The following is a 4,370-nucleotide window of genomic DNA, read 5'->3' on the forward strand; positions in this document are numbered from 1 at the left end:
ACCAGCGCCCTCTTCCTCCTCCCGCCATCGAACTCGCCGTAGAAGATCTGCTCCCACGGCCCGAAATCGAGCTTCCCACCGGTAATTGCAACGACCACTTCCCTCCCCATGATGGTCCTTTTCAGATGGGCATCGCCGTTATCCTCCCCGGTAAGATTATGCCGGTAGCGGGATATCGGTTCGTGGGGAGCGAGCCCTTCGAGCCATTTTTCAAAATCGAAGTGGAGCCCCGACTCATCGTCGTTGATGAATACACTGGCTGTTATGTGCATGGCGTTTACGAGGCAGAAACCCTCTTTGACCCCGCTTTCGCGGATGCACTCATCGACCTGCCCGGTTATGTTGACGAAGGCGCGGCGGGACGGCACGTTGAACCATAATTCCTTCCTGTAACTTTTCATGCTACCACCTCCCCGTATTTAAGGGTTACCCCTTTCTCCGGCTGACAAGAAAGAGACAACCGAAAAACAGCGCTAGCTGCCACATTCATTTCATAGGGCAAACAGCCAACCAAGTCAAGCCCGGGGGATTTCCCCATCCTGATATGGGAGTAGGCAAAACCACCCTTTCCCCTTGACCCGCCCCGCTCTATCCGCAATAATCAATTAACATTAACTCTGTTAGAAGTGACAACGATCGATTCCTATTTGAGGGATGGCATATCAGGAATTTTTCACTCCTATTGCTTGTGTCGCTGATTGCGCTATCTTCCCCGTGCTCTCACGTAAACGTGGATATTAAAGATTGCGAAAGGGAAATTCCCCCTACCGTATCTTTGGAAGTCAAGCCCCTTTTTCAGGCAGCTTTCGGTTCGGCGCCAGCGGCCTTGACCATGATCCTCAATTACCACGGAAAAAACATCTCCCTTGAAAAAACCACGGCCGGACTGACGGGAAAAACGATCGGGGAGGTCCACCTAAACGGGATGGCGCAGTTTGCCCTGCGCTTCTTTCCCTCCGCGCGAGTGGAAAAGAGCACTCTCTGTGACATCCTCAAAGCCGTTTCGGAAGGTAATCCCGTCATACTCTTTCTCGATCTCGGCGATAGAATAGCGTCTCCCCGGTACATAGTTGCCGTCGGTTATGACACCGGCAGGGAGTCACTCGTTTTTCATAACGGATACTCTGAATATTTGCGGGCGCCATTTAAACTCATCTATGAAAAATGGAACAAAGCCGGAACACTCGCTCTCTACATCGAACGATAAATTTCTCTTTCTTTTCTCACCCGGTATGCCCGTCGGGGAGGACGCCGCGACCGTTTTTTCGGGGAGCAACGACGAAGGCCAACATACTCTGATCTGAGGAGGATCGTATGGAAAAGAAAAAGCCGGGCCTGAACATCAAGATAACCGACGACATACTAAAGGGCGTTTATTCGAATTCCATGGTCGTTACCCACACGAGAGAGGAGTTTGTCATCGATTTTCTCAACACGTTTCCCCCTGAAGGAATCGTCACCTCGAGAATAATAACGAGCCCCGGTCACTTAAAAAGGATCATCAGGGCTCTCGTGGACAACGTGAACAAGTACGAAAAAACCCACGGGGAAATCAAAGAGGCTCCCGAGCCATCGGGAAAAAGCTCCGTTCAGTAGATCCTGTTCCCTAACCCATTGCGTGAGCTGCCCGGCGACTAACCGGACTGGCGGTTTTCCCTGTTCCCCGCCGTCTCATCAATTGACCACCGACTCGATATCCCAGATTCCATCGAACCTGTCGTGACGCAGGATATATATCCTGCCCGCCTGCGTCCTCACTTTGAAAAAATCCGCGTCCTGGCCGTACCACCGATCCAGTATAGAAGCTATCTCGTGCTCCACCCCGTTCAATTCGAACTTAACCGGTCTTTCATCATCACGATAACCTGCATATGTCCAGACCCGTATCATGGTTCAGTTTTCAACCTCATCTGTCCCGCGCCATTCGCAAACTTTTAAATGAGGGCTCTTTTTTGCCCCCCTTAACGCGTATATCCCTCATTTTACGGCTACCCGAATGCCCAGCACGATCGCGGGGGCCCTTCCGTGTTTTTACAACACTATTTTCGCTACGGCCGGGCATCCCTCTCTCCTTTTTCCCCACTCTACGGTTCGATACATTCTTTTCCCTTTTTGTCTTCTTCTCGGCTTCCTGTCCCCGGAATACCGGCTTGCCAAAAACATTCATTCCGACTTTATCCCGCCTGACCTCCTTTGCTCTCACGAAGCCTGTTTCCTGCCTCACCTTGACTTTCATGGCCCTCGAAACCCCTATCGGCCTCCTTAAATCACCTCTATTTCTCCGTGTATCTTCACCTATTCCCTGGCCAACAAACTTTCTGTTCCTTCTCCCCCGGATCGCCCTGCTGTCATCCTTCCTTTCCCGGCCGAGCAGTTTTCTCTTATCCTTGCCATGCAGAATGGGGGCGTAAGCCTTGACGACGAAAAGGTCCCTTTTTTTGACCACAACCGGTTTTGAAAAAGTTGTTCTCCTGTTTATGGTCCTCTCGTAATTTCTGTCATGCCAGACCGAATGGTTTGTGTCGAACCGCTCACCGGGGCGCAGGGGAACCCACCGAACGCTCTCCCTTTCCACTATAATCCTTGCCCTCGCAGGATACCAGACCCTGTAGTTCACCGAAGGGACCCACACCCACCCGTACCGGGTGGTCGTTACCCAGCTGCCGTAGTGGTACGTTATCCACCCCCACGGTTCATAGGAAATCCAGGTCCATCCGAAAGGGGAGAGGAACACCCACCTTCCGTAGAAGAAGGGGGACCATCCGGAGGCCACCACATAGGGCCGCCAGGCCCTTCCATACACGGGCACATCAACCCATTCTCCATGGCGGTCGACATCGTGTCTCCCGGGAACATAATCCTCGATGTACCTCCCTCCGGCATAGGCCAGCACCTCGTTGTCCCTCTTCTCGTTGAAGTCATCCCAGGAATCTTTTTCAAATGCCCTGGCAAGCTCCAGGACGTTACCAAAGCGCGCCATCCCCCCCTCAAGGACAAGAAATTCTTCTTCCCGGGTCACGATGGTACCGCTTCCTTCTCTGACCGCCACCGTTACTGCTCCGCCTGGCTCTTCGTCGATCCTCAACGCTCCCTGACCGGAAAAACGAATCGTGCCATGGATACCGAGTTCAAAAATAATGTGCCCCTGAACCCCATCAGAGAGCCGGCTCACATAGATGCTGCCCTCCACGTATCTGATTATCACCCGTCCATCGCGAACCGAGCTCAGGTATATTTCCGTGCCCTCTGCCATACGAATAAACGTCTCCGAATCGACCTCCACATCGACAAACCCACTTTCTCCCGTGAAAATACCGTATCCATCAGTCAACGGCATATTTTCGTACACATCTTCCCATCGCCTTTCAGAACCCGCATTGAACAGCGCTGTGCCCCTCGCCTCCCGAACCCGGAGTACCGCATCAGTTCCGGAATAAAAAAGCTCCTTTCCCGTGTCTCCGATTGCGGGCCCTGGAAAAAACATGACCAGAACAAGAAGGAATATGATCAGATGTCTTGCCATCTTATTTCTCCTTTTCGTTTTCCTGTTCGACGAAATGGCTTTCATACAAATTCAGGATATCGTTTAAAGTTGATAACATGCGCATTCACACCTTTTTCCTTCTAAACCATGAAACACAGATCATGTCTCCTGGTTACAGGATGGTTCGGTTTTAGACCTGTGCTTGGGACGGGGGATTGTGAAGTTTGTGAAAGAAAAGTTGTGATATCAGAGTTCGTATCCGCGGAGAAAGTAGTGGCCGAATGCCGCGAGGACGAGGGCATGAGATATCGTGCCATCCAGGAGCATTTTTTTTACATCGGAAGAGCTGGCCTGAAATACTTCTATGTACTCCATTTGATCAGCTGATTTCTTGCCGCCACCCTCCAGGCCTCTCGCCAGATAGGTGTGGCAGTAATTGTTGAGTATTGCGGGGTTTGGGGTTACGCAGCCCAGATGATCCCATCTTCGGGCCCTGAACCCCGTTTCCTCTTCCAGTTCCCTTTTCGCCGCGGCGAGCGGGCCACCATCACCAGCGTCTATCCCGCCGCCGGGTATCTCGACCGTCGTCCCTTCGATTCCGTGACGGAACTGTTTTATGAGGATGATGTCCCCATCATCGGTAACGGGAATGACGTTGACCCAGTCGCACGTATCGATGGTTGCGAAGGTTCCCTCCGCGTCTCGCGGATGGAGGTGATACTTTTTGTGATAGACGGAAAATATGCTGTTCTGGAAAACCCGTTCAACCTCCCTTTGCTTCCAGTACCTTTCCATTACCCTTCTCCTTCCCGTCCGTCAGCAACCTTTTCACGAGCATGCGGGCCTTATCTTTTTTGTTCGGGGCGTCGAATTTTTCCTGATATGG

General features: G+C 51.9%; 6 protein-coding genes. 2 read left to right on the plus strand and 4 right to left on the minus strand.

Annotation, left to right across the window (positions count from 1 at the left end; all coding sequences use genetic code 11):
• Positions 1-401 (minus strand): YjbQ family protein (locus GTN70_10885; protein NIO17470.1); only part of this gene is annotated, 401 nt, incomplete at its 3' end.
• 431 nt (positions 402-832) lie between these two features.
• Here GTN70_10885 and GTN70_10890 point away from each other — a divergent pair.
• Positions 833-1,207, plus strand: a complete 375-nt coding sequence (locus GTN70_10890; protein ID NIO17471.1) for a hypothetical protein — start codon at positions 833-835, stop codon at positions 1,205-1,207.
• 107 nt (positions 1,208-1,314) lie between these two features.
• Positions 1,315-1,596: a DUF3467 domain-containing protein gene (locus tag GTN70_10895; protein NIO17472.1), complete on the plus strand. Its 282-nt coding sequence runs from the start codon at positions 1,315-1,317 to the stop codon at positions 1,594-1,596.
• A gap of 78 nt (positions 1,597-1,674) precedes the next feature.
• Here GTN70_10895 and GTN70_10900 read toward each other — a convergent pair whose 3' ends face one another.
• The 3 genes from GTN70_10900 to GTN70_10910 form a co-directional block, all read right to left on the minus strand.
• Positions 1,675-1,890 carry a hypothetical protein gene (locus tag GTN70_10900; protein ID NIO17473.1) on the minus strand — a complete coding sequence of 72 codons (216 nt, stop codon included), beginning with the start codon at positions 1,888-1,890 and terminating at the stop codon, positions 1,675-1,677.
• Between the two features lie 16 nt (positions 1,891-1,906).
• The gene (locus GTN70_10905; GenBank protein ID NIO17474.1) at positions 1,907-3,523 is read right to left on the minus strand and encodes a hypothetical protein; all 1,617 of its coding nucleotides are present in this window, start codon (positions 3,521-3,523) and stop codon (positions 1,907-1,909) included.
• Between the two features lie 207 nt (positions 3,524-3,730).
• Complete coding sequence (locus GTN70_10910) at positions 3,731-4,279, minus strand: NUDIX domain-containing protein (protein NIO17475.1); 549 nt, start codon at positions 4,277-4,279, stop codon at positions 3,731-3,733.
• Positions 4,280-4,370 lie beyond the last annotated feature (91 nt).

This window comes from Deltaproteobacteria bacterium (assembly GCA_011773515.1).
Classification (GTDB): domain Bacteria; phylum Desulfobacterota; class Deferrimicrobia; order J040; family J040; genus WVXK01.

Excerpts from the sequence above, each read along its gene's own strand:
- GTN70_10890 (NIO17471.1), top strand. The coding sequence starts at position 833 with ATGATCCTCAATTACCACGGAAAAAACATCTCCCTTGAAAAAACCACG.
- GTN70_10895 (NIO17472.1), top strand. The coding sequence starts at position 1,315 with ATGGAAAAGAAAAAGCCGGGCCTGAACATCAAGATAACCGACGACATA.
- GTN70_10900 (NIO17473.1), bottom strand. The coding sequence starts at position 1,890 with ATGATACGGGTCTGGACATATGCAGGTTATCGTGATGATGAAAGACCG.
- GTN70_10905 (NIO17474.1), bottom strand. The coding sequence starts at position 3,523 with ATGGCAAGACATCTGATCATATTCCTTCTTGTTCTGGTCATGTTTTTT.
- GTN70_10910 (NIO17475.1), bottom strand. The coding sequence starts at position 4,279 with ATGGAAAGGTACTGGAAGCAAAGGGAGGTTGAACGGGTTTTCCAGAAC.